Source organism: Bacteroidales bacterium (assembly GCA_018334875.1).
GTDB lineage: Bacteria > Bacteroidota > Bacteroidia > Bacteroidales > UBA12077 > JAGXLC01.
Map to the genome: position 1 here is coordinate 1 of JAGXLC010000495.1, position 2,817 is coordinate 2,817.

A 2,817-nucleotide genomic window follows, 5' to 3' on the forward strand; every position below is an offset into this window, starting at 1 on the left:
TCAAAACAAAAGCCCTGCTTTGGGTTAAGTTTGAAGCCGGTTTTCCGGCCAGGTTGACTTCCAGGTTCAGGTTAAGGGGCTCTCCTGGTGCGGTTTTTCCACCGACGGAAGTTGAGTAGTCTACATACTCATCGTTTACCATGCAGGTGGTGGTGAAGCTTATTCCTCTTCTTCCGCTAAAGCTGACCTGCCAGTCGCCGCCCATGGACGCGCCTCTTGATTCTACTTCTATCTCGTTGGCGAAAAATCTGATATGAGATCCGGAGTATTCTATTTTGTCACTAAATGATTTGCCATCTTTACGGATATTCATCTTCAGACCATCCATATCGCGTGGATTACCAACAGCTTTGATCAGTATCTTGTCGGCTGTATTATTCACTGTGAATGTTTCTGCCGAGTGCCTTTCAATAATAATATCAGACAGGGTGGTTCTTCTTTTATCAACAATTGCCGGACTGAAACCGGAGAGGGCAGAAACGAAAGCCTGATCAAACAGGTTATCGAGCTCTGAATGCAGATCCGCGGTAGTGTTCAAATGAAGATGAGAACCGGAATTGGGGCCTACAGTAGCTATATCCTGCATTAGTGATGATAGAGCATTACCTCCAATGGCCAGCGTATGGATTTTCATTTGCCGGGGTGGGCTGCTTAAATCAAGAGAGCCCGAAGGCCAGCCGGTTCCGTCGGGATATTCGTTATGGTCTGTAATTACTTTTGATCCCATCATATCATAGGATGGTTCCCGGTTTTGAATGCCATCGCTGAAGACAATGATGTTTCTTTCCTCCACCTCGTTGCTGAATTCATTGGCTGCGGCAAAAATTCCCCCACCCAGAGCAGTAAAACCGGAAGGAGATTTTGCACCCATATCCTCCTTAATAGATCCACTACCTTTCAATGGAATGGGTGGTGGACAATCTGTAAACTTATGAAGACCAGCACCGCCATCTTTTATAAAGTCATTTCTGGTATCATCGAAGTATACCACCCCAATACGATCGTCTATTACACCCCACTTCCGGTATTTCTTTAAAAAGAATCGAACACTACTATCCAGAACACTATACTTAGTTAATGAGCCTTCGGGTACACTCTGAGCCATGCTTCCCGATTTATCCAGAACAAGCATGATATCTGCAGGAGGACGGTCAGCAAAAACACCAATTTTAATTACTGCATCATCAATTAAGTTATTTTCATTATCATAGGCCCCTATCCTGGTTGAATCAATACCTAGCTCCGTGGGAGTACCACTGATTTCACCAGTAGGGTTATCTAAATTGATGCCATCTATATTAATCGATTCACCGGGCATTGGATACCATCCGCTGACCTCAACATCAGCATTTAGTGATTTTGGTGTTAGGGGCTGTCCTTTGGTGCCCGTCATAAAACATTGAGGTGCCTCATCCGAAGTAATTTGTTGACTATGAGCCGGAAGTGATTTACCAATTAACAATGAAAAAAAGATAAGCAACGCTAGATAGGGCGTTCTTCGTTTAATTACTTTTTTTTGTTTTTTCATAATTCATAATTTTAGGGGTTTGATAATTTTTGTCTGGTTTTATTTTAATGTATGACATTTATTAATTAACCTTTGCTAATTCCACTTCACGAAAATCACCTGTTTCATCCAGGGAAAACTGACAATCTGATAGCTCCAGGGCAAATTGTCCAGCAAAATGTCGATGGTATCCTGTTCGACATTCAGCTTCCATCCATTATCCACTTTGCTCAGCTTTCCCGGCCGCTGAAGAAATCCTTCACGCAGTCCTTGTGGAGTTGTATTTTTCAAAGCACCCCAGTTTTCAATTACAGCATGAAGCAATTTGTCGCATTCCCTGAGCTCGGCATCTTTCAGTTCAACATTTTTTGGCACAGGCATCTCAATGGGCAGCCCGAGCATCACTTTGTTAAAAACCAGTTCCGGCTCTTCCGGCCATTTGTCATTATTTGCCAGGTAGTGAAGCAGAAATGCCGCCCTGATTTGGGCTTGCCTGTTGATAAATTGATTTTCACGCACCAACCCCAATTCTTCGAACAATATTTGAAGATACGGGGTCAATAGAACCAGTCCTGAATTATCAATGTAATGATATTCTTTTTTTTCACTTTTTTCCTGATCATCATGGAAAAGGTTTTTGATATTTTCAATTGATGACGAATCCGATTTTCCAGCATGATCAGCCTGGCTTTGGTATTCATTGTTTTCTCCCGGCCATTTGGAATGGGGGTCTGAATTTTTTGTTTTATTATCCCCTGGCTGACGGATAATGGTGTCACTTTTATCTGTAGACGCTCTTTTGTCTTCGGATGTTCCTTCATCCGGCCATTCTGATTCCTTTTCCAGAAGATTCATCAGTTGTCCCGTGAAAATATCCTTGTTAGGGGAGGATTGACCCTGCCATTTTTCTATTATTCTTTTGATTGTCTCTTTTGTTGCTTTGTCCTGGCTTATGAGAAAGTCCCTATACCATCGGGTCAATAAAGATTGGATCAGGTCTTGCCTGTTTGTGCCATTATATTCAGTCTCTTCTAAAAAGACAACCATCATTTTTTCTACAAATGAAGTATAAACGTCATCGGATATTGTTTCTGAACCGGCAGCTTCATTGAGGAGCAGGTCATGGAACAGTTTAATGCCTGAATCGATATAGACTTTGTAGAAACTACCATAGTTTTCCAGAAGGTTTTCCAGAAAACGGGAAGAAAACTGGTAGGCCAGCCTTTGAGTAGTATAAGGTATTTGCTTGTTTAACTTTCTTAATTCCTCAACCAGCTTTGCATCTGTTAGCTGAAGCCTGACCATTTCCT

General features: G+C 42.1%; 2 protein-coding genes. Both read right to left on the reverse strand.

Annotated features, from left to right (window positions below; translation table 11 throughout):
- Positions 1-1,528: VWA domain-containing protein (locus tag KGY70_20350; GenBank protein MBS3777556.1), on the reverse strand; the 1,528-nt coding region annotated here is incomplete at its 3' end.
- 75 nt (positions 1,529-1,603) lie between these two features.
- Positions 1,604-2,817 (reverse strand): hypothetical protein (locus tag KGY70_20355; protein MBS3777557.1); only part of this gene is annotated, 1,214 nt, incomplete at its 5' end.